Source organism: Mesorhizobium sp. BHscii, assembly GCF_053848065.1.
In genome coordinates this window covers 148,410-170,216 of sequence record NZ_JBSPKW010000004.1, presented here as the reverse complement: position 1 = coordinate 170,216, position 21,807 = coordinate 148,410, and the positions used below count along the sequence as shown (strand labels likewise).

The 21,807-nt window shown below is 60.6% G+C and carries 28 protein-coding genes and 2 tRNA genes; 9 read left to right on the top strand and 21 right to left on the bottom strand.

Annotated elements, in window-relative coordinates; all coding sequences use genetic code 11:
• Window positions 1–68: 68 nt before the first annotated feature.
• Window positions 69–1,064 (bottom strand): rhamnose ABC transporter substrate-binding protein, encoded by a 996-nt coding sequence (rhaS, locus tag ACWTU7_RS08105; RefSeq protein WP_029356748.1) that lies wholly within the window; start codon window positions 1,062–1,064, stop codon window positions 69–71.
• Between the two features lie 45 nt (window positions 1,065–1,109).
• Window positions 1,110–1,919 (bottom strand): DeoR/GlpR family DNA-binding transcription regulator, encoded by an 810-nt coding sequence (locus tag ACWTU7_RS08100; RefSeq protein ID WP_128342161.1) that lies wholly within the window; start codon window positions 1,917–1,919, stop codon window positions 1,110–1,112.
• Between the two features lie 212 nt (window positions 1,920–2,131).
• Between ACWTU7_RS08100 and ACWTU7_RS08095 the strand changes: the two genes are divergently transcribed.
• The 4 genes from ACWTU7_RS08095 to ACWTU7_RS08080 all read left to right on the top strand — a co-directional run bounded on the left by ACWTU7_RS08095 (window position 2,132) and on the right by ACWTU7_RS08080 (window position 6,767).
• The gene (locus tag ACWTU7_RS08095; RefSeq protein ID WP_455838433.1) at window positions 2,132–4,234 is read left to right on the top strand and encodes a bifunctional rhamnulose-1-phosphate aldolase/short-chain dehydrogenase; all 2,103 of its coding nucleotides are present in this window, start codon (window positions 2,132–2,134) and stop codon (window positions 4,232–4,234) included.
• A 13-nt stretch (window positions 4,235–4,247) separates the two neighbouring features.
• Complete coding sequence (gene rhaI / locus ACWTU7_RS08090) at window positions 4,248–5,537, top strand: L-rhamnose catabolism isomerase (RefSeq protein ID WP_455838434.1); 1,290 nt, start codon at window positions 4,248–4,250, stop codon at window positions 5,535–5,537.
• A gap of 334 nt (window positions 5,538–5,871) precedes the next feature.
• Complete coding sequence (locus ACWTU7_RS08085; RefSeq protein ID WP_455838435.1) at window positions 5,872–6,594, top strand: phytochelatin synthase family protein; 723 nt, start codon at window positions 5,872–5,874, stop codon at window positions 6,592–6,594.
• On the top strand, window positions 6,594–6,767 hold the full coding sequence (locus ACWTU7_RS08080) for a hypothetical protein (RefSeq protein WP_455838552.1): 174 nt from the start codon (window positions 6,594–6,596) through the stop codon (window positions 6,765–6,767). The genes ACWTU7_RS08085 and ACWTU7_RS08080 overlap by 1 nt, the downstream gene beginning before the upstream one ends.
• Window positions 6,768–6,777: 10 nt before the next feature.
• Here ACWTU7_RS08080 and ACWTU7_RS08075 read toward each other — a convergent pair whose 3' ends face one another.
• Complete coding sequence (locus ACWTU7_RS08075) at window positions 6,778–7,122, bottom strand: hypothetical protein (protein WP_455838436.1); 345 nt, start codon at window positions 7,120–7,122, stop codon at window positions 6,778–6,780.
• On the opposite strand from ACWTU7_RS08075, the gene ACWTU7_RS08070 reads away from it, so the two are divergent.
• Window positions 7,099–7,536, top strand: coding sequence for a hypothetical protein (locus tag ACWTU7_RS08070; RefSeq protein ID WP_455838437.1), 438 nt, complete (start codon window positions 7,099–7,101; stop codon window positions 7,534–7,536). The genes ACWTU7_RS08075 and ACWTU7_RS08070 overlap by 24 nt on opposite strands.
• Before the next feature lie 251 nt (window positions 7,537–7,787).
• Here the strand turns inward: ACWTU7_RS08070 and ACWTU7_RS08065 are convergent, their stop codons facing one another.
• From ACWTU7_RS08065 to ACWTU7_RS08010, 12 genes are all read right to left on the bottom strand, one after another.
• Complete coding sequence (locus ACWTU7_RS08065) at window positions 7,788–8,228, bottom strand: hypothetical protein (RefSeq protein WP_029356736.1); 441 nt, start codon at window positions 8,226–8,228, stop codon at window positions 7,788–7,790.
• Window positions 8,229–8,431: 203 nt separating this feature from the next.
• Window positions 8,432–9,067 (bottom strand): class I SAM-dependent methyltransferase, encoded by a 636-nt coding sequence (locus tag ACWTU7_RS08060; protein WP_455838438.1) that lies wholly within the window; start codon window positions 9,065–9,067, stop codon window positions 8,432–8,434.
• A gap of 6 nt (window positions 9,068–9,073) precedes the next feature.
• Window positions 9,074–9,149 (bottom strand) — tRNA-Phe (locus ACWTU7_RS08055).
• A 197-nt stretch (window positions 9,150–9,346) separates the two neighbouring features.
• The gene (gene yacG, locus ACWTU7_RS08050; protein WP_029348517.1) at window positions 9,347–9,544 is read right to left on the bottom strand and encodes a DNA gyrase inhibitor YacG; all 198 of its coding nucleotides are present in this window, start codon (window positions 9,542–9,544) and stop codon (window positions 9,347–9,349) included.
• A 13-nt stretch (window positions 9,545–9,557) separates the two neighbouring features.
• Complete coding sequence (locus ACWTU7_RS08045) at window positions 9,558–10,184, bottom strand: Maf-like protein (protein ID WP_455838439.1); 627 nt, start codon at window positions 10,182–10,184, stop codon at window positions 9,558–9,560.
• A 27-nt stretch (window positions 10,185–10,211) separates the two neighbouring features.
• Window positions 10,212–10,430, bottom strand: a complete 219-nt coding sequence (gene infA / locus ACWTU7_RS08040; RefSeq protein WP_006200926.1) for a translation initiation factor IF-1 — start codon at window positions 10,428–10,430, stop codon at window positions 10,212–10,214.
• An 87-nt stretch (window positions 10,431–10,517) separates the two neighbouring features.
• Window positions 10,518–10,985 carry an arsenate-mycothiol transferase ArsC gene (locus tag ACWTU7_RS08035; RefSeq protein WP_277569143.1) on the bottom strand — a complete coding sequence of 156 codons (468 nt, stop codon included), beginning with the start codon at window positions 10,983–10,985 and terminating at the stop codon, window positions 10,518–10,520.
• Window position 10,986: 1 nt separating this feature from the next.
• Window positions 10,987–11,472 (bottom strand): UPF0262 family protein, encoded by a 486-nt coding sequence (locus ACWTU7_RS08030; RefSeq protein WP_029348511.1) that lies wholly within the window; start codon window positions 11,470–11,472, stop codon window positions 10,987–10,989.
• Window positions 11,473–11,478: 6 nt separating this feature from the next.
• Complete coding sequence (gene hisD / locus ACWTU7_RS08025) at window positions 11,479–12,771, bottom strand: histidinol dehydrogenase (RefSeq protein WP_455838440.1); 1,293 nt, start codon at window positions 12,769–12,771, stop codon at window positions 11,479–11,481.
• A 9-nt stretch (window positions 12,772–12,780) separates the two neighbouring features.
• Window positions 12,781–13,212 (bottom strand): DUF2948 family protein, encoded by a 432-nt coding sequence (locus tag ACWTU7_RS08020; RefSeq protein ID WP_065009241.1) that lies wholly within the window; start codon window positions 13,210–13,212, stop codon window positions 12,781–12,783.
• Window positions 13,213–13,384: 172 nt separating this feature from the next.
• Window positions 13,385–14,677 carry a UDP-N-acetylglucosamine 1-carboxyvinyltransferase gene (murA, locus tag ACWTU7_RS08015; RefSeq protein WP_287337837.1) on the bottom strand — a complete coding sequence of 431 codons (1,293 nt, stop codon included), beginning with the start codon at window positions 14,675–14,677 and terminating at the stop codon, window positions 13,385–13,387.
• A 130-nt stretch (window positions 14,678–14,807) separates the two neighbouring features.
• A complete protein-coding gene (locus ACWTU7_RS08010) occupies window positions 14,808–15,062 on the bottom strand; it encodes a hypothetical protein (protein ID WP_455838441.1) in 255 nt (84 codons plus the stop codon).
• Window positions 15,063–15,211: 149 nt separating this feature from the next.
• On the opposite strand from ACWTU7_RS08010, the gene ACWTU7_RS08005 reads away from it, so the two are divergent.
• Together ACWTU7_RS08005 and ACWTU7_RS08000 are read left to right on the top strand one after the other, a co-directional pair.
• Window positions 15,212–15,286 (top strand) — tRNA-Thr (locus ACWTU7_RS08005).
• 642 nt (window positions 15,287–15,928) lie between these two features.
• Window positions 15,929–16,228, top strand: coding sequence for a DUF1236 domain-containing protein (locus ACWTU7_RS08000; protein WP_455838442.1), 300 nt, complete (start codon window positions 15,929–15,931; stop codon window positions 16,226–16,228).
• On the opposite strand, the gene ACWTU7_RS07995 is transcribed toward ACWTU7_RS08000, so the two are convergent.
• Both ACWTU7_RS07995 and ACWTU7_RS07990 read right to left on the bottom strand, forming a co-directional pair.
• The gene (locus tag ACWTU7_RS07995; protein WP_455838443.1) at window positions 16,219–17,100 is read right to left on the bottom strand and encodes a transglutaminase-like domain-containing protein; all 882 of its coding nucleotides are present in this window, start codon (window positions 17,098–17,100) and stop codon (window positions 16,219–16,221) included. The two genes, ACWTU7_RS08000 and ACWTU7_RS07995, sit on opposite strands and share 10 nt — an antisense overlap.
• A gap of 91 nt (window positions 17,101–17,191) precedes the next feature.
• On the bottom strand, window positions 17,192–18,076 hold the full coding sequence (locus ACWTU7_RS07990) for a transglutaminase family protein (RefSeq protein WP_455838542.1): 885 nt from the start codon (window positions 18,074–18,076) through the stop codon (window positions 17,192–17,194).
• A 218-nt stretch (window positions 18,077–18,294) separates the two neighbouring features.
• On the opposite strand from ACWTU7_RS07990, the gene ACWTU7_RS07985 reads away from it, so the two are divergent.
• Window positions 18,295–18,495, top strand: coding sequence for a hypothetical protein (locus tag ACWTU7_RS07985; RefSeq protein ID WP_095519090.1), 201 nt, complete (start codon window positions 18,295–18,297; stop codon window positions 18,493–18,495).
• Window positions 18,496–18,740: 245 nt separating this feature from the next.
• Here ACWTU7_RS07985 and ACWTU7_RS07980 read toward each other — a convergent pair whose 3' ends face one another.
• Window positions 18,741–18,941: a CsbD family protein gene (locus ACWTU7_RS07980; RefSeq protein WP_029348486.1), complete on the bottom strand. Its 201-nt coding sequence runs from the start codon at window positions 18,939–18,941 to the stop codon at window positions 18,741–18,743.
• A gap of 207 nt (window positions 18,942–19,148) precedes the next feature.
• On the bottom strand, window positions 19,149–19,412 hold the full coding sequence (locus ACWTU7_RS07975) for a hypothetical protein (RefSeq protein WP_029348484.1): 264 nt from the start codon (window positions 19,410–19,412) through the stop codon (window positions 19,149–19,151).
• A gap of 218 nt (window positions 19,413–19,630) precedes the next feature.
• Between ACWTU7_RS07975 and ACWTU7_RS07970 the strand changes: the two genes are divergently transcribed.
• The gene (locus ACWTU7_RS07970; protein ID WP_455838444.1) at window positions 19,631–19,927 is read left to right on the top strand and encodes a DUF3606 domain-containing protein; all 297 of its coding nucleotides are present in this window, start codon (window positions 19,631–19,633) and stop codon (window positions 19,925–19,927) included.
• A 38-nt stretch (window positions 19,928–19,965) separates the two neighbouring features.
• Here ACWTU7_RS07970 and ACWTU7_RS07965 read toward each other — a convergent pair whose 3' ends face one another.
• Both ACWTU7_RS07965 and ACWTU7_RS07960 read right to left on the bottom strand, forming a co-directional pair.
• Entirely contained in the window at window positions 19,966–20,886 is a 921-nt protein-coding gene (locus tag ACWTU7_RS07965; RefSeq protein WP_455846506.1) for a YihY/virulence factor BrkB family protein, read from the bottom strand.
• Window positions 20,887–20,982: 96 nt separating this feature from the next.
• Entirely contained in the window at window positions 20,983–21,717 is a 735-nt protein-coding gene (locus ACWTU7_RS07960; RefSeq protein ID WP_455838446.1) for a hypothetical protein, read from the bottom strand.
• Window positions 21,718–21,807: the final 90 nt, after the last annotated feature.

Sequence of the window (21,807 nt, the reverse complement as noted above, 5' to 3'; positions counted from 1 at the left end):
TGCAGCAGGTCTGTTTGAGGACGCGGCGGAACCTCTGCCCCGCCGCGCCGGCTTGAAGGGCTCCAGGATCAATAGATCTTGGAGAATTCTTCGATGTTCGACTTGTCGAACTTGAAGGGCGGAGCCATCGCAGCCGAATTGGTGTCGTCGAGCGTGACCTTGCCGACGCGGCCGATCGACAGCGTCGCACCCGGCTTGGCTTCTTCCTTCTTCACCGCCAAATCATGGGCGAGGTAGACGGCCGAGTAGCCTAGGTCGATCGGGTTCCACAGCGCGACCGCTTGGCTGGCACCGTTGTCGATGAACTTCTTGAACTCCGACGGCAGCGCCAGGCCGGTGACGTTGACCTTGCCGATCAGGCCTTGGTCGGTCACCACCTGAGCGGCGGCAACGACGCCGACCGTGGTCGGTGCGATGATCGCTTTGAGGTTCGGATAGGACTTCAAAAGGCCCTTGGCTTCGTCCGTGCTCTTGGCCGAGTCGTCGTCGCCGTAAACGGTGGCGACGAGGTTGATCTTGGGAAATTTCTCCGGCAGCACCTTCTTGGCCGCGTCGATCCAGGCGTTCTGGTTGGTCGCGGTGGACGAAGCCGACAGGATGGCGACGTCGCCGCCTTCCGGCAGGTAGTCGGCGGCAAGCTTGATGATGGTCTCGCCGATCAGGTTGGTGTCCGAGGGGTTGAGGTGGAGCTGGCGACCTTCCGGAGCGACGCCTGAATCCCACGAGATGACGGTGATGCCGCGATCCATCGCCTTCTTCAGCGCCGGCACCAGCGCGTCGGCGTCATTGGCCGAAATGGCGATGGCGTTGACCTTCTGGGCGATCAGCGAATTGATCACCTCGATCTGCGCTTCGGCGGTCGCCTTGGTCGGGCCGGTGTAGATGATATCGACGTCGCCGAGTTCCTTGGCCGCCTCTTCGGCGCCCTTGTTGGCGGCATCGAAGAAGCCATTGCCGAGCGACTTCACCACCAGTGCGATCTTGACGTTCTCGGCATAGGCGGCATTCACGAACATGGCGGCGGAGAACGCCGCCGTAACCATCAGTTTCTTCAGAAAGCTCATCGAATATCCTCCCTTGAGTGTTGCATTCCATCGCCGCTGCGGGCCTCAGGCCTGCAGCGAAGATTCTTCCTTATTGCCCAGCGTTGTGCGGGCGACGACCAGCGTCACACCGGCGGCCTCCAACATCTTGGCCTCGCGGTCCTCGATGCCGTCGTCGGTAATGACGGTCGCGATGCGCGACAGGCCGCACAGGATCAGGCTCGAGCGTTTTCTGAACTTCGACGAGTCGACCAGCACCACCAGTTCGTCGGCCTGATCGATCAGTTTCTGCTCGGCCTGGATCAGCAGCGGATCGCCTTCCATCAAGCCGAGTGGCCCGAGCCCTTGTGCGCCCATGAACATGCGGCGCGCATAGAAATTGCGCGTCACGTCATTCTCGAAGGGCGACAGGATGATGTTCTGCTCGCGGTAGATGGTGCCGCCCGACAGCATCACCGTGTTCTTGGAGTGCTTGAGCAGGTGCTCGGCGATCGGAAAGGAATTGGTGAAGATCGGCATCCGGCGGCCGGTCAGGAAATGCACCATCTGGAAGGTGGTGGTGCCGCCATTGATGATGATCGGCTCGCCGTCCTTGCAGAGTTCCACGGCGTCCCGCGCGATCGCCCGCTTCTGCGAAGCGTTGATCGTCTCGTTGACGGAAAAAGGCCGGCCGGCAAGGCCGATGAACTGCGGTGGCGTGATCGCCTCGGCGCCGCCGCGCACGCGGCGCAGGCGCTTTTGCACATGCAATGCGGCGATGTCGCGCCGGATCGTCGCCTCGGACGAGTCCGTCAGGTCGACCATCTCCTGCACCGTCACTACAGGCTTTTCCTGGACGGCGGACAAAATGATCCTGTGGCGCTCTTTCTCGTGCATGGTTCCTCCCTGCCGAGCATCTAGGCACCCAAAACGCGCAGTGTCAATCATTTCCGATCATATAATTCCATTGTGCAGTGCAATATGATCAATCTTGATCGTTTGTGATTGACAACGCCGCCGCTTGCGTGGACATTCGAGCAAAGCTGACCCGCAATGCGGTGGCAATTGACCGCATCATTTGCGCGTCTCACGTCACGGGAGGATTACCTATGCTCGACAAGCGCTCCGGCACGCGCCTCGCCAATCTTTGGGATGACGCGAAAGCCCAAGCAATGAGCGAGCCGGAACGTCTCGTCTATCGCTCGAATGTTCTTGGCTCCGACAAGCGCGTCACCAACTATGGCGGCGGCAACACCTCTTCCAAGATCTGGCAAAAGGATCCGCTCACCGGTGAGAGCATGGAAGTGCTGTGGGTCAAGGGCTCGGGCGGCGACAGCGCCTCGATCAAGCTCGACGGCTTCGCCACGCTCTATATGGACAAGCTCAGGGCGTTGAAGGGTCTTTATCGCGGCCTCGAGCATGAAGACGAAATGGTCGGCTATCTGCCCCACTGCACCTTCAACCTCAATCCGCGCGTGGCCTCGATCGACACGCCGCTGCACGCATTCGTGCCGAAGCCCCATGTCGACCACATGCATCCCGACGCCATCATCGCCATTGCCGCCGCCAAGGATTCGAAGGCGCTGACCAAGGAGATCTTCGGCGACGCGATCGGCTGGCTGCCGTGGAAACGTCCGGGCTTCGAACTCGGCCTGTGGCTGGAAAAATTCTGCCTCGAGAACCCTGAGGCCAAGGGCGTCGTCCTGGCAAGCCATGGCCTGTTCACCTGGGGCGACACCCCAAAGGAATGCTACGAGACGACGATCTCGGTGATCAACCAGGCGATCGACTGGTTCGAGCGCAAGTCTGAAGGCAAGCCGATCTTCGGTGGCGAAGTCGTCAAATCGCTCGACGCGCCAGCGCGTCGCGCCGCGGCGGCAAAGCTGATGCCGAGGATCCGCGGCCTGATTTCGGAGAAAAGCCACAAGCTTGGCCATTTCGACGATTCGCCAGCCGTGCTCGAATTCGTCAATTCGAAGGATTTGCGCCCACTGGCAGCGCTCGGCACATCCTGCCCGGACCATTTCCTGCGCACCAAGATCCGGCCGCTGGTCATCGAATTCGATCCCAAGAATCCCGACGTCGATGCCGTCATCGCCCGTCTCGCCGACGATGTGGCGGAGTATCGTGTTGGCTATCAGGCTTATTACGACCGCTGCAAGCACGTGGATTCGCCACCGGTGCGTGATCCGAACGCCGTGGTCTATCTGATGCCCGGCGTCGGCATGTTCACCTTCGCCGGCGACAAGGCGACGGCGCGCATATCGGGCGAATTCTACGTCAACGCCATCAATGTCATGCGCGGCGCCTCGACGGTGTCGACCTATGTCGGGCTGCCCGAGCAGGAAGCCTTCGACATCGAGTACTGGCTGCTCGAAGAGGCAAAGCTGCAGCGCCTGCCGAAGCCGAAGGCTCTAGCCGGCCAGATCGCGCTGGTCACCGGCGGCGCCGGCGGCATCGGCCGGGCGACGGCCAACCGGCTGCTGCGCGAAGGCGCCTGCGTCGTGCTGGCCGACATCGACGAGACCGCCCTTGCCAGCGCCAATGACGAGCTGGCGAAAGCCTATGGCAAAGATTTCGTGCGGCCGCTGGTCATCAATGTCACGTCAGAGGACCAGGTGATCTCCGGCTTCGCCGAGACCGCGGTCGAGTTCGGCGGCATCGATATACTGGTGTCGAATGCCGGCCTGGCAACCTCGGCGCCGATCGAGGAGACGACGCTGGCGCTGTGGAACAAGAACATGGACATCTTGTCGACAGGCTATTTCCTGGTTTCGCGGGAAGCATTCCGTCTTTTCCGCGCGCAAAAGATCGGCGGCAACGTCGTCTTCGTCGCCTCCAAGAACGGGCTAGCAGCATCGCCCAACGCCGCCGCCTATTGCACGGCCAAGGCCGCCGAGATCCATCTGGCGCGCTGCCTGGCGCTGGAGGGCGCGGAAGCGCAGATCAGGGTCAATGTCGTTAATCCCGACGCCGTGCTGCGCGGCTCCAAGATCTGGACCGGCGAGTGGAAGGAACAGCGCGCCGCCGCCTACAAGATGTCGACCGACGACCTCGAGGAGCACTACCGCTCGCGCTCGATGCTGAAGCGTTCGGTGTTCCCCGAAGACATCGCCGAGGCGATCTATTTCTTCGCGTCCGACATGTCGGCCAAGTCGACCGGCAATATCGTCAATGTCGACGCGGGCAATGCCCAGTCGTTCACGCGCTGAGCGGAGACGGGCGATGGAACAAATCATCTCCGCCGACATCGTCGAAAAAGACAACGCCGCGCGCGAGGCCGACCTCAAGCGCGATTACGACTCGCTCGGTGAGCGTCTTGACCGTCGCGGCATCGCCATCGACGCTATCAGCGACAAGGTCGAAAAATTCGCCGTGGCGATCCCGTCCTGGGGCGTCGGCACCGGCGGCACCCGCTTTGCCCGCTTTCCCGGCGCCGGCGAGCCGCGCGACATTTTCGACAAGATCGAGGACTGCGCCGTCATCCGGCAGTTGACGCAGGCGACGCCGACCGTCTCGCTGCACATTCCATGGGACAAGGCCGACCCGAACCGGCTGAAGCAGGCCGCCTCCCGCTTCGGCCTCGGCTTCGACGCCATGAATTCGAACACGTTCTCTGACGCTAAGGGCCAGGCGCTTTCCTACAAGTTCGGCTCGCTCTCGCATGCCGATGCCGCAACGCGCCGGCAGGCGGTCGAGCACAATGTCGAATGCATCGAGATCGGCAAGACGCTGGGATCGAAGGCACTGACCGTATGGATCGGCGACGGCTCGAACTTTCCCGGCCAGGTCAATTTCGCCAAGGCGTTCGAACGCTATCTCGACGCGATGAAGGAGATCTACGCCGGACTGCCGGACGACTGGAAGCTGTTCACCGAGCACAAGATGTACGAGCCGGCCTTCTATTCGACGGTCGTGCAGGATTGGGGCACCAACTACATCATCGCCACCGAACTCGGCGACAAGGCGTTCTGCCTGGTCGACCTCGGCCACCACGCGCCCAACGTCAACATCGAGATGATCGTCTCGCGGCTGATCCAGTTCAAGAAACTCGGCGGCTTCCATTTCAACGATTCGAAATATGGCGACGACGATCTCGACGCCGGCTCGATCGATCCTTACCGGCTGTTCCTCGTCTTCAACGAGCTGGTCGATGCCGAGCTTTCCGGTGCCCAAGGTTTTGATCCGGCTCACATGCTCGACCAGAGCCACAACGTCACCGATCCGATCGAAAGCCTGATGCTGTCCGCGGTCGAGGTGCAGCGCGCCTATGTGCAGGCGCTGCTGGTCGATCGCAAGGCACTGGAAGCCCATCAGGACGCCAATGACGCGCTGATGGCGACGCAAACGCTGAAAGCCGCCTATCGCACCGATGTCGAGCCGATCCTCGCCATGGCGCGGCTGAACACGGGCGGCGCCATCGATCCGGTCGCCGCTTACCGGGCGGCCGGTTACCGGGCGAAGGTCGCGGCGGAACGGCCGGCGGTTGCGAGCGGCGGCGGCGGGATTGTTTGATGTCAGCGTTTAGGGAAGGGCTTCACGACCATACGCTTCAAGGACGGTCGCTCGGGCCCCTTTACGTGTAAAAGGCGGTGTCCAGTTCTCCGGCTCCAGCCTTCGAGGCGAGGAAAAGTGCCGCCGGAATGAGGACCAGGAGGCCGTTCCTGGTAATGAAGGATCCGCCTGTAAACCGTGCCAGCTTCCTTTGTCGGAGAACGCCGCAAACCACCTGGTCAGGTCACATCAGGGGTCACAGATGGCTCTCATTGCGCCGAAGCTCCTCTGGACAGTTGCGAAACGTTGGAGCAAGTTTGTCAGGCCGAAGGGTGATCAGCCTAGGAGCGCGACGATGTTCATGAAGCATGTCATTCGACTCGCATTGTTTGCCACGTTATTGGCCTCGATTGAGGCCAGAGCCGAGACGTTGCCACTGCCGGCAAATCTCATCGGGGCGGCTTCCGATGCCGGTGAAACGCTCCTGATCGAGGCCGATGCCCGGGAAGCCTATTTTCCGCTGGCCATAAATTTCGTTACCCAGAAGAACCAAGCTTTTTGTGGGGTGGCCAGCAGTGTCATGGTTCTGAATGCCATTGGCGTTCCAGCCCCACCAGTGCCCGAGTATGACCCCTACAACACCTTCACTCAGGACAATCTTCTGGATGCCCGCAGCGAGCAGGTCATTCCGGTTGAGACAATCAAAAAGCAGGGCATGACCTTAGATGAATTGGGTGGCCTTCTTGCGTTGCAGCCCGTGCAGGTCGAAGTGCGACATGCTGCTGACAGCAGCCTGGACACCTTCCGCAAGGAAGCCCGAGGCTATCTCGCGACCAAAAGGCAGTTTGTCATCGTCAATTACTTGCGCAAAGCCATGGGCCAGGAAAAAGGTGGCCACATCTCACCCTTGGCCGCCTATGATGCCGAGACCGACCGTTTCCTCATCCTGGACGTTGCTCGGTACAAATATCCCCCCGTCTGGGTGACGACAGCCGACCTGTTTAACGCGATGAACACGCAAGACTCGGACAATGCCAACCGTACGCGGGGTTATGTTCTGATTGCTGCTAAGCCCTGATGTTGGCAGGTATTCGGGCCCGTCTTTGCGCCGGCAGTGCCAGGCTGGTCTCAACAAAGGGAGAAGCGGCCCACAAGCTCAAGCGCGCCGTCTTCTTCGAAAAGGGCGGCGGCGCCCGCTACAATGGCGCTATCGATAGCCGCGCCGCATCCGGCAAGGCGATCGGATATTAATTTTGTTTGGTCAGATGACCAGCGTTATGGTGGACGCAATCAGCATCACCGCCGCGATGCCGACGAACAAGGCATAGATACGCGGCCGATCGAGCAGAAGCGCATTTCCGGATATCCACGCCGCAGTGGCGCCGCCAAGCGCGTACAGGAAGCCGTTGCGATGGCCCAAGGCCAGGGTTGCGGCCATCAAGCCGCCAATGATGAGGGCGCCGAACACGATGATCACGGCGACCGCGTATTTCTCGAAATCGTTGCTGGCCACACCCGGACCCATCACGTTCAACGTCGTCAGGTCGTCCGGGTCGAAGGGGCTGGCCGACCCATATTCGTCTTGACCGACAGGCTCGCGCATCATTCATTCTCCTTGAAGCGGCAACAAATCATCAAGCCTTGCCGAGCGCAACTGGATCGCGCCGCGTTCAATGCGATCGGCACCGTCTTCAACACTTTCTGGCCGCAGCTTGCTACCGGTTTTTTGGATTTATGTCGGATCGTCCTGTCATTCCAGGCGATCTGTCGGATTGGAATCGCAGCCGGGCGTTCCGACTTGAAAGTCCGCCGCTCTGGAGGGGGCTTCGAACCGCTGCCCCTGACTATCGGGCCTGACGATCGCGCGCAGGCCTCGCCTCGCAGCGGCGTGCTCGACGTTGTCGGTGGCGAAGATTGGTCAGCGGCGAAGTTGGCCGGCGCCACTTTGGGGGGGCGTTGGGGTAGGTTGCCTGATGGGCGCCGGCCAGGCGGAAATCAGGTCCGCCGCAAGGAAATATAACAGGAATTGCGCGGTATTGGCAGTGGTGTGATCGCGGAAGGATGGTTCGCGCTTCCGGTGCGGTGACCCATTATGGGTCAGTCGTCTGGCACCTGAATTGCACGGTAGCCAATGCTGGGCAACAGCCCGGAAGTTGTCCCCAAATATGGGGCCTCGCCGCTTCGCAAATGGAGCGGCGGGCCTTTTTGGCACACCGTGAGCGCGGCACCGCCGGAACTCAAAGGCAGCGTTTTGCAACACGCCCGGATTTCTTATGCGGCCGGAGCCGGCGGCAGTTCGAACAAGTTGGCGCCATTCTCCTGGCCTCGCTCGACATAGCCGATTATCCGAAACCATTTTGCGACGTCCGGTCTCTGGAGCCAGCTGCGCGAATGAATGGGAAGGTTGCCGGCGAGCGCCTGGATATGGCGGATGTGCCGCTTGCAGAAGCGAACGGTCGCGGCACTGAAGAAATCCTCCTGTGCGGCGAACAGCGTATCAGCAGCGTCGCTATGCTCGTGCCACGCGATGATCGCCACGGTCTTTTCGCCCTGGACAAGCGCGTGAGCACGGCCTTCTTTCAAGTTCATCATCAGATTGTCGTAGGCGATCTTGCTGTCCTTGCCGGCCGCGGCGTATTCGTCCGATATCCGCTTGGACAGATCACGGAAAAGAGCTTCCAGATCTCCAACCGTTGCTGCGCGTGCTCTCATTTCGCCTCCTAGAGCCCCAGCAGGCAGTTTGCCCTAAGGATAGAGGATCACCAAGCAAATCAAATCCGTCATCCGCCCAACGCGAGCAAAGACGTTTCGCGGGGCGAAGCCGCAATGATGTGCTCAGGTCACGTGATTTTGTCGATAGGCGCGGGAAATGCGTCTGGTGCGTGAGTCGCGCAGGTAATCGCCGTCCGCCCGGTCTAGTGGCGATGATAAGCCAGAACCGTACTGCCGCGTGGCGACTTGTGGCGATCAGATAAGGTGAACCCGGCAGCCTCGATTAGAGACTGAAGACGGATGTCGTCTTCGTCGGGAACTCGCGCCACAATCGTCTGGGTGCGGTTAATGATGTCGATGAAGATGCGATCGGCCTCCTCCTGACCCAACCCCCTGCGGACATGCTGGTACACAGCGAGAAGAAGAACGATATCGTAACGGTCATTTAGAACAGATTGAAGCTTTCGACTCCCAAGACTCATGGTGTCAAATCGACTTTCTACGTTCGATCCTAGAAAGATAGAACGCGCCACGCGGGTGTGTGGCTTCAGAACGTCAATGCCGTGGATGTAGGCCGGTCTGCGTTTGGCGATTTCATAAGCGACGATGCCCATATTGCAGCCAACATCAAGGATCGTCTTACCGGAGTAGTTTACCCCGCATGAAAATAATCCATCGAGCCGATCGTCCCACGTTCCTGCGCTATATTTCTTGTGCGATTTCCAAAAAGGCACGACTATCCTTCCGTGTCCTGGACCAAGTCGAATTTTATCTGCGCCCTCGTGCATCTTCCGGCAAAGTCCAACGAAACGTCTGTCGGACCGTTCAGCAATTGCCATGGAAAATGGTGCCCAGAGGCGGATTCGAACCACCGACACGCGGATTTTCAGTCCGCTGCTCTACCAACTGAGCTATCTGGGCCTGTTCCGGCACGCGGGCTGTTCTGCACGCCGGATTTCTCGAAAGCGCCGCAGGCGCCCCTTGAAAGCGCGTGGGTTATAGCACGGGAATCCGGCCTGTCCAGCGCTTAAGCGTTGATTTCAAGCGGGAAACGAGCAGTTGCCCGATAGGCGGATTCATGGGACGCGGTCGAGGCCCGCAGGCTGCTCTGAACAGCCTCATTTGGCAGGGTCGTTGTCCGGTTCGTCCTCGTCGTCGCGGGCCGGAATGACGTAGGCGCCCTTGAGCCAGCGGTTGAGGTCGATCTCTTTGCAGCGCACCGAGCAGAACGGGTAGGTCTCACGCGCCGACGGCTTGCCGCATTCGGGGCAGGGCCGCTTGGGGCGCAGCGGCGTGACCTTGTCGTCCGAGCTCATGACCGCCCCGAACTCATGGCCGAGCTGACTGCCATTTGGCATGCACCTTGAAACCCTCGCCGGTCAGCAGCGCCACCGTCTCATAGAGCGGCAGGCCGACGACGTTGGTGTAGGAGCCGACAAGCTTGACCACGAAAGCGCCGGCCAGCCCCTGGACGGCATAGCCGCCGGCCTTGCCGCGCCATTCTCCCGAGGCGACATAGGCGTCGATCTCGGCGCGCGGCAGCCGCTTGAAACGCACCCTGGTCTCGACCAGCCGCTGGCGCAGCTTGCCGCCCGGCGTGATCAGGCAGATGCCGGAATAGACCCGGTGCGAACGGCCGGACAGCAGGCCGAGGCAATTGGCGACGTCGTCGAACGTTTCGGCCTTGGGCAGGATGCGCCGGCCGACTGCGACCACCGTGTCGGCGGCCAGCACGAAGCTGGGCACATAGTCCTCTTCCGCCTGCAGCGAGGCCAGTACCTTCTCGGCCTTTTCCTTCGACAGGCGCTTGGCCAGCGAACGCGGATGCTCGGCGCGCAGCGGCGTCTCGTCGACACCGGCCGGCAGCACGCGGTCCGGCTCAATGCCGGCCTGCTGCAACAGTTCGATCCGGCGCGGCGAACCCGAGGCAAGCACGAGCTTCTGCAAAATGCTCATCGCGATCCCGGCCGAACTCTGACGATTTTACTTGAAACGGTAGGTGATGCGGCCCTTGGTCAGGTCGTAGGGTGTCATCTCGACCAGGACCTTGTCGCCGGTGAGCACGCGGATGCGGTTCTTGCGCATGCGGCCGGCCGTGTGGGCGATGATTTCATGTTCGTTTTCGAGCTTCACCCTGAACATCGCGTTGGGCAACAATTCCGTGACGACACCCGGAAACTCGAGGACTTCTTCCTTCGGCATTCGATACCTTTGCTTGGATGGGATTCCCAGCGCCCCGGCCGGAATTTGCGCGGAACCTATATGATAATCGTGCGCTTGTGAACACGCTTAATCAGCGCCGTTTTTTGCTTCCGGCTCTAGGAAACGGTGGCCGATTCGCGCCCTTAGCCGTTCGCGCACCTCGCGATAGGCGGCCATGATCTGCTCACGCGTGCCGCTGACGCCAGTCGGGTCCGGCATCGGCCAATATTCGACATCGACGGCAAGCGAGCGGGTAAGCTCGAGCGCGGTGTGATGCGCTTCCGGCGACAGTGTAACGATCAGATCAAAATAGTCGTCCTCGAGATCGTCCAATGTCCTCGGGTGCCGTTCACCCAGCGAAAGCCCGTCCTCGGCCAGCACGGCGTCGACGAACGGGTCGCGTTCGCCGCCGCGCACCCCGGCCGACGCCACGAAGGTGGTGGCCGGAAGCACCTGGCGCGCCAGCAGTTCGGCCATCGGCGAGCGCACCGCGTTCATGCCGCAGACAAACAGGATCGAGCGGGGCAGGATCGAGCGGGGCAGAGGGGCTGGCAGTTCAGCCTCGCCAGTGCAGCACGCAAACCAGCGTGAACAGCCGGCGCGCCGTGTCGAAATCGATTTCGATCTTGCCGGCCAGTCGGTCCATCAAGGTCTGTGAGCCCTCATTGTGCAGCCCGCGCCGGCCCATGTCGATCGCCTCGATCTGGCTGGGGGTCGAGGTGCGGATGGCGTCGTAATAGCTTTCGCAGATCATGTAATAGTCCTTGACGATGCGCCTGAGCGGCGTCAGCGACAGGATGTGGGTGACCACGGCAGCGCCGTCCTCGCGCGTCACTGCGAAGACCAGGCGGGATTCGGCCAGCGACAGTTTTAGCCGATAAGGCCCGGCGCCGTCGTCATTGACCGGCTGGAAGCTGTTTTCCTCGATCAGGTCGAAGATCGCCACCGCCCGCTCATGCTCGACATCGGGCGTCGAACGGCCGATCGATTCATCGAGTTCGACATCGATCAGCTTGGCATAGGTTCGATCGTAGTCCGACATGTCAGTCTACATGTTCAGCCGGATGGCGACGGAGCGTCCATGCGCGTCGAGGCCTTCCGCCTTGGCCAGCGCGATGGCCGCCGGCGCCAGCGCCCGCAACTGCTCCGGCCCGAGCTTCAGGATCGAGGTGCGCTTGATGAAATCGAGCACCGAAAGACCGGACGAGAAGCGCGCCGAGCGCGCCGTCGGCAGCACGTGGTTGGAGCCGCCGACATAGTCGCCGATGGCTTCCGGCGTGTGACGGCCGAGAAAGACGGCACCGGCATTGCGCATCCGCGCCAGGAAGGCTTCCGGCTCGTCGATGGCAAGCTCGACATGTTCGGCCGCGATGCGGTCGACCAGCGGCAGTGCTGCCTCGATTTGGGGAACAAGGATGACGGCGCCGAAGTCGCGCCAGCTCGCCGCCGCCGTCTCCGCGCGCGGCAGGCTCTGCAACTGGCGTTCGACCGCCTGTCCGACCGCCGCGCCGAAGACGGGATCGTCGGTGATCAGGATCGACTGCGCCGACACGTCATGCTCGGCCTGGGCAAGCAGGTCGGCGGCGATCCAGTCCGGATCGTTGCTGCCGTCTGCCACGACAAGCACTTCCGAAGGCCCGGCGATCATGTCGATGCCGACCGTGCCGAACACCTGGCGCTTGGCCGCGGCGACATAGGCATTGCCGGGGCCGACGATCTTGGCGACCGGCTTTATCGTCTCGGTACCATAGGCCAGCGCCGCGACCGCCTGCGCGCCGCCGACGCGGTAGATTTCGGATATGCCGGTCAGATCCGCCGCCACCAGCACCAGCGGATTGATGATGCCGTAGGGCGCCGGCACCGCCATGACGATACGCTCGACGCCCGCGACCTTGGCCGGCACGGCGCTCATCAGCACCGAGCTTGGATAGCTCGCCGTGCCGCCCGGCACATAGAGCCCGACCGCCTCGATCGCCGTCCAGCGCGAGCCGAGCTCGACGCCGGCAGCGTCCGTGTAGCGGTCGTCCTTCGGCCGCTGCCGCTCGTGATGGGAACGGATCCGGTCACGGGCGAATTTAAGCGCCTCGATCGTCTGCGGGTCGGCCGCATCATAGGCCTTGGCGATGTCCTCTTGCGACACGGCCATGCCGAGGCCTTTCAGATCGGCCTGTTCGAATTTCTGCGTATACTCGATGAGCGCCGCGTCGCCCTCGGCGCGCACCCGCGCGATGATCGCGCGCACCACGGCGTCGACGTCCGCCGAGACCTCCCGCTTGGTCAAAAGGAACGCGGCAAAACGCTGCTCGAAATCGGCATCGGACAGACGAAGGGTGATGGCCATCTTGTGTACTCAGGCTCTGTGGAAGGGGCGCGACGTCGCTTCCCAGGCGCCGCCGATGTCAGCGAGCCGCGCCTCGATGCACTCGACATCGAGCATGATCGCGCCGCCGCCTGAAAAGATCAGCTCGACAATGCCGGCCGGCTTGTCGAGGGCGACGAAGCTGATCGCCAGCAGCGACAGCACCTCGTCCGGCTTGTCGCGGGCAATGCCGCTGGTTTTGGCGCCCAGCACACGGTCGAAATGCAGCACGCTTTGCCGCCGCTCATTGTGCTGGCGGAACAGGCCCGTTTTCGCCTCCCAGACGAAGCGGTTCATCGTCATCACGAAGCGCTTGGCCGCCGGCATGTATTCGAGGTCGCCGACCTTCAGCACGGCGTCCTGGACATGGGCCGAAACGATGCTCAGATCCTGATCGTCGAGCGCGACAAGCTTGAGAGCCATGCGGATTTCACACCTGAAGGTTGATTTTCAGCCCTCTGTTAGAGCATGAACCCAAAAAGTGGAAACCGGTTTTTGGAAAACATCGTGCTCCAGGCAGGAATCGAGCCGGTCTTGGCGATCCGTGCAACCGCGCCAAGATCATATATTGAAGCCGTGGAATCCCGCCGATTGCCTACCCCGAAATCCGCTCGATCACCGCGCCGCAGCCGGACAGCTTTTCTTCCAGCCGCTCGAAGCCGCGGTCGAGATGGTAGACCCGGTTGACCGTGGTCTCGCCTTCGGCCGCCAGGCCGGCGATGACCAGCGACACCGAAGCGCGAAGATCGGTCGCCATGACCGGCGCGCCCTTGAGCTTCGAAACGCCGTCGACGATCGCCGTCTGGCCGGACAGTGTTATGTGGGCGCCGAGCCGGGCAAGCTCCTGCACGTGCATGAAGCGGTTTTCGAAGATCGTCTCAGTGATGCGCGACTTACCCTTGGCCATCGTCATCAGGCCCATGAACTGCGCCTGCAGGTCGGTCGGGAACGCCGGGAAGGGCGCTGTCGTCACGTCGACCGGCGCAATGCCGGCGCCGTTGCGCCTGACGCGGATGCCGGAATTGGTCTGCGTGATCTCGGCGCCGGTCTGGGAAATCACGTCGAGCGCCGTCTGCAACAGGTCAGCCCGCGCGCCTTCGAGCATGACGTCGCCGCCGGTCATGGCGACGGCCATCGCATAGGTGCCGGTCTCGATGCGGTCGGGTATCACCCGGACGCGCGCGCCCGACAGCGCTTCGACGCCGTCGATGGTGATGGTCTCGGTGCCGGCGCCATAAATCTTGGCGCCCATGGCGTTGAGGCATTCGGCGAGGTTGACGATCTCGGGCTCGCGGGCGGCGTTTTCGAGCACCGTCTCCCCATTGGCCAGCGACGCCGCCATGACAAGCACATGGGTGGCGCCGACCGACACTTTCGGGAAGACGTAGCGGTTGCCGACAAGACGGCCGTTCCTGGTCTTGGCGATGACATAACCGGTATCGACGTCGATATCGGCGCCGAGCACCTGAAGGCCTTCCAGGAACAGATCGACCGGGCGCGTGCCGATGGCGCAGCCGCCGGGCAGCGACACCTTGGCCTCGCCCATGCGGGCAAGCAGCGGGCCGATCACCCAGAAGGAGGCGCGCATCTTCGACACCAGCTCGTAAGGTGCGGTGGTGTCGACGATGTTGCGGGCAGAGAGATTGATGGTGCGCGAATAGCCCTCCTGCTGTTTTTCGCGGCGGCCATTGACCGAATAGTCGACGCCATGATTGCCGAGGATGCGGATAAGCTGCTCGACATCGGCCAGATGCGGCACGTTTTCCAGGGTCAGCGTGTCGTCGGTCAAAAGCGAGGCGATCATCAGCGGCAGCGCGGCGTTCTTCGCGCCCGAGATCGGGATGCTTCCGGCAAGCTTGTTGCCGCCGACAATTCTGATGCGATCCATGGAAGAGCGTCCCCTCGGCCGAAAGGCCGGTTTTCAATCGGTTGAGTCTGTTGTGGCCGGTCTAGACCATTGGCCGGCTTGGTTCAAGAAACAGGATTCCCGCACCCTGGACCCGGCCTGTTGATATAGGTCAATCCGTTTGCGTTTTCCTTAAGGTGCCGAGCCCTTCCGGCCGCGGGTCCGCCTCGCCGGTGCGCCGCTTGTCGGCGTCGCCGGTGCGCCGCTTGTCGGCGTCGCCGGTGCGCCGCGAGCGCGACTGCGCCTTGCGCTTCTGCAGATTGGCGCGCAGTTGCTCGGCGAGCCGGCTTTTGCGATCGGCCTTTTTCGGTTGGCTGTCCTTTTTCGACGGACCGCCCTTGTCAGGTGGGATTGTCTTGTCGTTCATGGTTCCGTCCCGGCGAGCCTGTTATGAAGGGATACCCAACATTGTGGCGCTGCCATGTCCGGAAAAGCCGTCGGAGCGGGCTTTCACAGATGGCTTGCGCTTGGCCTTGCGCTTGCCGGTTCGATATGGCAGAAGCCCCGCCATCAGCGGCTGCGGTAGCTCAGTGGTAGAGCACTCCCTTGGTAAGGGAGAGGTCGAGAGTTCAATCCTCTCTCGCAGCACCAGTTTATCCCGAAGATTTTCAATAGTGCGCTTCGCCTGGTCACTTTGCGTTTACGTGTCGGGAGCAATCAGCCTTCCGAAACGATGACATGCGCGTAGCGAGCTACTGACTTTTCCTCCTTCCACCGGCCGGTGCCGGCGAGCCCGCGCAAATCCATGCCAGCGTACCGACGCATTCACGTCGCCCAGGTGTGGCAAGGAAGGTCACGAGATGCGTTCAGATCTTGCGAACCTCGCCGCAAACTTGTCGAGCGCAAGCTGATACTGGGGTCAATCCTAAGCGGGATCCTGCTATAATCCCGTATGGCCGCTCGCATAGTGGTTATCCTGGCGCTGCTTTCCGCCTTCGCCTACGGATTCGCAAAACTCGTGGAACGTTATGGCGACGCTGGCGACAAGCCCTCTCCGTGTGAAAAATGGCCACATCCTGATTGTCCAGTCCCAAACGCGCCTCCTCCGGAAGAACCTAAGCCCTGAGCGGGAGCGCGTTCGCAGGCGGCCGCGAACGTCAGCGTTGATATGCCGTGGCAGCGGGTTCGCACCCTACAAAATGGAACAAGAATTGCGCCGCATCGTTCAGATAACTATGCAACCCGTCGCGGCAGCAATCAAGCACCGCAGCTGAAGGTTGCTTGGAGGCTATTATGGGTAAGCAACTTACATCGGCTGCGGCAGGCATCCTTCTGTTCGTTGGCGTCAGCGCCGCCGCCGCTCAGGACGTCATCATTCAACCCGAGCAGGACACTGTGATCCGCGAATACGTGAAAAAGAAGCCAGTGGCATCACTCAGCCTTCCCGGCGTGGAGCTCAACATCGGCACAGCTCTGCCCGAAACAGTCGAGCTTTACGAGGTGCCGGACGTTCAGTACCGCTACGTAGTCGTCGATGGCCGAACCGTCCTGGTCGATCCAGGTACCCGCAAGATTGTAAAGGTCTACGACTGACTTGACCCCTCACGCTGAAGCCCGTCATGCCGAAAGGTGCGGCGGGCTGACGCCTTCTCAGGCTCGGCGTGGATTTCTTCTGTGATGACTTCGAAGCGGGTGAGCCGGGAAAGACCGAAGCTCGTTGAGATAGCGACGTCATTGGCATCGCATCCCGTCGCCATCAGGATTCTGCCTATGCGAGGCTGGTTGTGCCGTGCATCGAAGGTGAACCAATGGCCGCTGAGATAGGCTTGGAACCATGCGTTGAAATCCATGGGGTACGGCATCGGCGGTATGCCGATGTCGCCGAGATAGCCGGTGCAATATCGCGCCGGAATATTCATGCAACGGCACAGCGTGATTGCCAGATGCGCAAAGTCGCGACACACGCCGGCCCGGTCGGTTAGCGCGCCATAGGCGGTCCGCAGCGTGTCCGCAGCCTGGTAGTTGAAGGTGATGTGTTCGTGAACGAAATCGCAGATCGCCTGGACGCGCGCCCACCCGGGTGCGGTATTGCCAAAACTGCTCCAAGCGAAGTCGCCAAGCCGATCGGTATCGCAGTAGCGGCTGCCGAGAAGAAACCTGAGCACGTTGTCGGGCAGCTCTTTGATATCGTGCTGGACGGCGCCCGCGGCCACAATTTCTGGCTTGCCGGTGTCATGAATTTCGAAGTTCGTTGATATCGTCGTAAGCCCCGCGGGCGCCTCTATTCTCGTGCACAAATTGCCGAAAACGTCGATGTAGCCGCGGGCGACGACCGGGCGATCGAAGCCGATGATCTGTTCCGTCAAAAGATCGACGCGACGTGAAGGATGGATATCAAGGACGAGCAGCATCGGTGTCGGCTGCGGACATTCGTAGGCGAGGTTGAAACCTGCGCGGATACGCATCGAAGCTCCAATGCGCTGATTAAAGCAAACTCCGGATTGCCGCGAACAGTTCCGAACACATTTAGAGGATGCTAATTTTTATTGATGCTGGTTATTTGATGCCAGCTTCCTTCACCACCTTGACCTCCACCGTCATGCCGAGAAAGTTCGACGCGCTGCCGCAGTAGCTTCCGGAAAGAGGGATGGCTTGCCCAGGATGCCTGGCCACAGCCACCCTGATAAGGTCCCGGTTGCCGACAATGCCATTGGTGGGGTCGAACTCGACCCAACCCGCGCCAGGCAGATAGACCTGGCACCAGGCATGCGTCGAACCGCCGCCGAGGACAGAAGCGCTGTCGCGGGCCGGCACATAGACATAACCAGTCACAAAACGGGCAGCAAAACCGAGCGAACGAACCGCTTCCATCATGAACAGCGCAAAGTCTCGGCATGTGCCTCGACGCAGGTGCAAGGTCATGAGAGGCGGTTGCGTCCCTGATTCAGTTCGACGGGAATACACAAAGCTCTCGTGGATGGCGTAGCAAAGTGTCATCAGCAATTTGCCCGTCTCGGTGTGGCCTCTGGCGCTCACAAACTGTCGTGCCCATTTGCCGATCTCGTCGCCGTCATCGAGATGATGGCGCTCGATGGTTTGGGTGAGGTCGGTTGCCTCGTCGGGATCATAGGAAAACGGATAGCTGAGTGCTGCTTCATCGATACGGAAATCAGGCGCATGCTGCGGCGTGTGATCGAGCCGAATGTCTGTCACGAAACGCAGTTCGTCGCCGGAACCCTGGAAGTCGATTACCGCAACGCAGTTTCCAAAAACGTCATGAATCCAGCCAACCTCTTTCGGCTCGGGGTCCACTAACAGGGCATGATCCAGAAGTCGCTGATCGAAACTATCGCGCGGCCTGAACATCAGCCGATGCTCGCCAAACGTCACCGGTTGCGTGTAGCGATAGACGGTCGTGTGCTTGACTGAAAAGATCGGCATTGGCTTGCGTCGACCACCTGCGATATCAGCCCAATCATATATCTTTTTCGAGGTGCAGCGGACAAAATGGAGTCTTTCGCCTCGACGCGCCGTATCAGGCGGTCGTCCACCGTAGGCTTTTTGCAATCTCCAATTGGTAGACTCTCTCAACGCCCCGTAAGTTAATCCTTGCGCCCCGGAGGGGCCAAGGCGAGGAACGTCGCAAACGGGAGGAAGCAATGAACGAAGACTACGGTCCGGCCATAGACCACGACAAGCCTTACGAAATAGCTGCTTTCGCTAAAAAGCATGGCCTTACGATAAGGGCTGCCGAACTGATCCTTTTCGCCTATAGCCCGTCCCGAGCGGCGTGCGACACTGCCGCAACGGCTTTCCTCACGGCCGTCGCCGCACAGGCCAAGAGACAATCGGCGCGCTAGCTCTCGTTCCGAAGATCCTGGAGCGACGGCTGGTGCAGAGCAACCCGCCACCGTCGCATTTAGTCGCCCGCCGCTCATTTCGGAGCGGCGGGCTTGGAGCATTTGCAGCCAAGTGGAATCAATGGCGTCGCAGAGATGCGGCTAAACAAATAGATAGAGCGAAATGCCCAGTTCAATTCGAACCCAACCCGCTCTAGGACTGTCGAAGCTGCGCCGATCGACGGTGCAGCCTCGATGCTGGACGCTCAGGTGAGATTTCTGGACCAGTCGTCTATCTGGCGCTCTGCCTCTTCCTTGGCGATCCCATACCGCTCCTGAATGCGTCCTGCGAGTTGGTCACGATTGCCCTCGATGCGATCAAGGTCATCGTCGGTAAGGTCACCCCATTGCTCCTTGGCCTGGCCTTTGAACTGCATCCATTTTCCCTTGATTTGATCCCAGTTCATGAATTCCTCCTTTGTTGTCTAGAGGAAATGCAACTGGACACCACATGTTCCCAAACAGCGGATCGTCCGTGACGATTATTGCCCATGACGATTATCCTTGGCGACGCAGCAAAAAGCCGCCGGCCGGAGCCAGTGGCGCGAATTGGAGCAGGATAAGAACGATCCGCGTCTTGAAATCACACTCGACGGAAAGGTCCCTCAGCCGGATCAGCTGGCGCGCGCCAAGGCGATCGATATGACGTTGTCTGCATCCGCCCCCGGTAGATCGAACAGCATCGGAAGTTGGCGGGTCATGGCCATTTCCACGATCAACTCTTCGATGGAAGCTGTCGGCAGATCGGTCTCAACACTGTTCGAGATCATCGAGGCAAGCTTGTGGACTGGCACTGGTGCCGACTTCGCACGGTCGTCGAGCAACCTGCTGATTTCGATTACAACGTCTGCGTCAATGCTCTTTGGCAATTCGCGCATGGCTTTTCCTCCCTGCCCATATCATGCGCGTGCCAGAGGGCTGAGTCTCGAAAAATCTGCATATGGCTTAAAGGCGCGCCGGTCGGGTTGCTTTGGCCGGGCGTTCGGGCCTGCGGTGAAAAAGCGAAGCGCGCTGGTGTCGCATGCGGCAACGAATTCGCCCGTTTTGCGTTGGCCAATCATACATTGCGCGCAAACGTGACCAAAGGAGAGTAAGCATGACAGCCGACGCGGCGAAGCTCTATCCCCGCCACCGGGATCGGATCTCCGGCAGCGAGGATTACGTAGTAAGGTATTTTGCCCGGCAAAACGGCATCACCCCCGCGCAAGTCCATCAGTTGATCAAGAGATATGGAAGCAACCGCGCCAAGCTGGTGGCTGCGGCGAAGGAACTTCGCACGTCGCTTCGACCGGATGTCTCCCCGGATGTCCCCAAGACCACGCTCGCCTCGGGGCGCCGCGCCGGACGTCTCAGCGCCGGTGTTAATGCCAGAAATGGCTTAAAACCGTGGTAAGGAGACTGCCGAAAACAATCCCGCCGATGACTTCGTTCTCAGACTTTTCGATCCTGGCCGGCGTCGCCGGCATCTGTTCGCGATTTACTCGCTTCAATAGTCGCCTCCAGATCGGATCGGCTGCCGTATCGAACCGAGTAGGCACGTGTAAATTCGGCGCCCAACAGAAAGATCTCCGACGAATAAAAGACCCACAGCAGCACGACGAGCAGCGCACCGGCTGCCCCGTATGACGATGCGACGGCGCTGGTTCCGATATACCAACCGATCAGCGACTTGCCGATCGTGAAGAGAAACGCCGTTGCTACCGCGCCGACGCCAACGTCGCGCCATTGCAGCGCGCGGTCGGGCAGGACCTTGTAGATTGCCGCAAACAACAGAGCGATCAGGGCAAACGAAACGATCCAGTTGATTGCGCTCAGGATGAGGGTGCCAAAGGGCAGATATGCGTTGATGATATCTCCAAGCGCCGCAATTGCAGCGCTTACGACCAGGGACACCAGCAGCAGAAAGCCAAGCGCCGCGACGAGACCCAGGCTGGCAGCGCGTGCCCGCACGAGCCGTGAAATCGATGTGCCACCCGGTTTGACTTTCCAGATCTCGTTCAGGGCAACCTGCATTTCGCCGAACACGCCGGATGCGGTCACCAAAAGTGTGACGAGCCCCAAAATGCTGGCAAGAGTTCCCGCCTCCTTGTGCGACGCGTTCTCGATTGTCGCTTGCAGAAGCTCGGCGCTCTGCGGACCCATCAGGCCCGCCATCTGGGCCGAAAGCGCCAGCTGTGCCGCATCGTTTCCGAAGGCCATGCCAGCGATGGCGACAACGATGAGCAGGATCGGTGCAAGCGAGGTCGTGGCATAAAACGCCATCGCTGCCCCGTGGCTCAAGGCATTGTCATTGATGAAGCCGAGGATGCTCTCCTTAAGAAGTGTCCAGCCGTCTTTCGCCACATTCCACATGTTTTGCCTCACCTGCTTCCCAAGCAAAATAGAGGCAACACCGCGGCGGACCAGAGCATCACATTCGAGAAGTTCTGGTCCGTTTGGATCCGGCGTTTAGGTGACGGATCTTGGGTTGTTTGGCGTGATCTGTCCCGAGGCCCTCTTTGTGAGACCAACCTGCGTCGGGAAGGCCGAGAACGCCGCGATGGCTAGGAAGATCGGAATCCCCAATTCGAGGATTTCCTCGAACACTGTGGAGGTATAGATCCGGGTGAGGTGGATGCCGAGAAATGTGAGATTTGATGGCGCCCCGTCGATGACCTTGGAAAGGACGGCGCAGCCGACAGCTGCGGCAATGGCCACGGCAGTCGCCTCGCCGTGGCGAAGCCCGTGCACAAAGCTACGGAAGCCGTTCTTCAGGAGCAAATAGAAGGCAATGCCGAGGGCAATAACGACCGTCGCGCCGATTAGCTTTTCCAACAGCGGAACGTCAGGCGAGATATAGAGGGTGGTCTTGGTGATGTTGTGGGTGGTGAAATGCGCATGAAAGTCCAGCTCGCGCAGGCATATCGCGATCAGGATGGCGACAAGGTACCACCGCTTGAGCAGGTCTCGATAGGACATTTCCCGGACAAGCGTTGCCACGACGATCAGGTAGCCTGCGACCGAGAAGACTTCAATTGGACCGCCTTCGCTCAGGTAAAACTTCCGTATGTCTTCGGGAAAGAAAGCGAGCGGCAGGGCGATGAGAAAGACGAGCACCAGCAGGGCAAGGCCCATTTGGTTGAAATAGTGGCCTTTGCCGTAACCGGTCTTTCTTTCGCTCCACGCCATATCTGTCTCGCCCATCTGTTTTGTGCCGACTCTCTATTGATCGTGATTTCACTCAATTTGAAAGACTGGGCCATTGTCAAGTTGCCGTTCCGTAATGCCTGGCCG

Bases quoted from the DNA above. Each gene is read 5' to 3' on its own strand.
- ACWTU7_RS08075 (WP_455838436.1), bottom strand. From the start codon at position 7,122: ATGATGCGCGAGCCTGTCGGTCAAGACGAATATGGGTCGGCCAGCCCC.
- ACWTU7_RS07975 (WP_029348484.1), bottom strand. From the start codon at position 19,412: ATGCGCGAATTGCCAAAGAGCATTGACGCAGACGTTGTAATCGAAATC.
- ACWTU7_RS08030 (WP_029348511.1), bottom strand. From the start codon at position 11,472: ATGTCGGACTACGATCGAACCTATGCCAAGCTGATCGATGTCGAACTC.
- murA (WP_287337837.1), bottom strand. From the start codon at position 14,677: ATGGATCGCATCAGAATTGTCGGCGGCAACAAGCTTGCCGGAAGCATC.
- ACWTU7_RS08020 (WP_065009241.1), bottom strand. From the start codon at position 13,212: ATGGCTCTCAAGCTTGTCGCGCTCGACGATCAGGATCTGAGCATCGTT.
- ACWTU7_RS07965 (WP_455846506.1), bottom strand. From the start codon at position 20,886: ATGTGGAATGTGGCGAAAGACGGCTGGACACTTCTTAAGGAGAGCATC.
- infA (WP_006200926.1), bottom strand. From the start codon at position 10,430: ATGCCGAAGGAAGAAGTCCTCGAGTTTCCGGGTGTCGTCACGGAATTG.
- ACWTU7_RS07995 (WP_455838443.1), bottom strand. From the start codon at position 17,100: ATGCGTATCCGCGCAGGTTTCAACCTCGCCTACGAATGTCCGCAGCCG.
- yacG (WP_029348517.1), bottom strand. From the start codon at position 9,544: ATGAGCTCGGACGACAAGGTCACGCCGCTGCGCCCCAAGCGGCCCTGC.
- ACWTU7_RS07980 (WP_029348486.1), bottom strand. From the start codon at position 18,941: ATGAACTGGGATCAAATCAAGGGAAAATGGATGCAGTTCAAAGGCCAG.
- ACWTU7_RS08045 (WP_455838439.1), bottom strand. From the start codon at position 10,184: ATGAGCATTTTGCAGAAGCTCGTGCTTGCCTCGGGTTCGCCGCGCCGG.
- ACWTU7_RS07970 (WP_455838444.1), top strand. From the start codon at position 19,631: ATGACAGCCGACGCGGCGAAGCTCTATCCCCGCCACCGGGATCGGATC.
- ACWTU7_RS08100 (WP_128342161.1), bottom strand. From the start codon at position 1,919: ATGCACGAGAAAGAGCGCCACAGGATCATTTTGTCCGCCGTCCAGGAA.
- ACWTU7_RS08065 (WP_029356736.1), bottom strand. From the start codon at position 8,228: ATGAGAGCACGCGCAGCAACGGTTGGAGATCTGGAAGCTCTTTTCCGT.
- ACWTU7_RS08095 (WP_455838433.1), top strand. From the start codon at position 2,132: ATGCTCGACAAGCGCTCCGGCACGCGCCTCGCCAATCTTTGGGATGAC.
- ACWTU7_RS07960 (WP_455838446.1), bottom strand. From the start codon at position 21,717: ATGGGCGAGACAGATATGGCGTGGAGCGAAAGAAAGACCGGTTACGGC.
- ACWTU7_RS07985 (WP_095519090.1), top strand. From the start codon at position 18,295: ATGAACGAAGACTACGGTCCGGCCATAGACCACGACAAGCCTTACGAA.
- hisD (WP_455838440.1), bottom strand. From the start codon at position 12,771: ATGGCCATCACCCTTCGTCTGTCCGATGCCGATTTCGAGCAGCGTTTT.
- ACWTU7_RS08085 (WP_455838435.1), top strand. From the start codon at position 5,872: ATGTTCATGAAGCATGTCATTCGACTCGCATTGTTTGCCACGTTATTG.
- rhaI (WP_455838434.1), top strand. From the start codon at position 4,248: ATGGAACAAATCATCTCCGCCGACATCGTCGAAAAAGACAACGCCGCG.
- ACWTU7_RS08080 (WP_455838552.1), top strand. From the start codon at position 6,594: ATGTTGGCAGGTATTCGGGCCCGTCTTTGCGCCGGCAGTGCCAGGCTG.
- ACWTU7_RS07990 (WP_455838542.1), bottom strand. From the start codon at position 18,076: ATGCCGATCTTTTCAGTCAAGCACACGACCGTCTATCGCTACACGCAA.
- rhaS (WP_029356748.1), bottom strand. From the start codon at position 1,064: ATGAGCTTTCTGAAGAAACTGATGGTTACGGCGGCGTTCTCCGCCGCC.
- ACWTU7_RS08000 (WP_455838442.1), top strand. From the start codon at position 15,929: ATGGGTAAGCAACTTACATCGGCTGCGGCAGGCATCCTTCTGTTCGTT.
- ACWTU7_RS08060 (WP_455838438.1), bottom strand. From the start codon at position 9,067: ATGGCAATTGCTGAACGGTCCGACAGACGTTTCGTTGGACTTTGCCGG.
- ACWTU7_RS08010 (WP_455838441.1), bottom strand. From the start codon at position 15,062: ATGAACGACAAGACAATCCCACCTGACAAGGGCGGTCCGTCGAAAAAG.